Below are 374 nucleotides of genomic sequence, written 5' to 3'. Positions count from 1 at the left end.
GCGAGGTCGGTTTCGCCGAGGCGGTCGTTACGGTCACGGACCGGCACGAATGGACCGCCTCGGTCAGCCATTTCCTTGGCGAAACGAACCGCCTCCGCCAACAGATCGCCATCGGCGACCGCATCGGCAAGGCCCGCTGCTTTCGCCTCGCTTGCCGAAATCGGCGTTCCGGAAACGATCATGCCGAGCGCTTTCGCGGGGCCGACCAAGCGCGGCAGGTGCACCGTGCCGCCGCCGCCCGGCAAAAGGCCGAGCTTCACTTCCGGCAGGCCGAGCTTGGCGCCGCGATCGGCGACACGAAAATGGCAGCCGAGCGCCAGTTCCAGCCCGCCGCCCAGCGCCGTGCCGTGGATGGCGGCGACCGTCGGTTTGGC

At 69.3% G+C, this 374-nt stretch carries 1 protein-coding gene; it reads right to left on the bottom strand.

The window, feature by feature from the left end; genetic code table 11:
* Positions 1 to 374, bottom strand: a 374-nt coding sequence (locus EN852_RS36175) for an enoyl-CoA hydratase-related protein (protein WP_189546415.1), incomplete at both ends; no start/stop codon positions are given.

Origin of the sequence: Mesorhizobium sp. M2E.F.Ca.ET.209.01.1.1, from assembly GCF_004010375.2 — a bacterium.
Taxonomy (GTDB): Bacteria; Pseudomonadota; Alphaproteobacteria; order Rhizobiales; family Rhizobiaceae; genus Mesorhizobium.
Note: the sequence above shows the minus strand (reverse complement) of the source record. Positions and strands in the feature narration are given on the sequence as shown.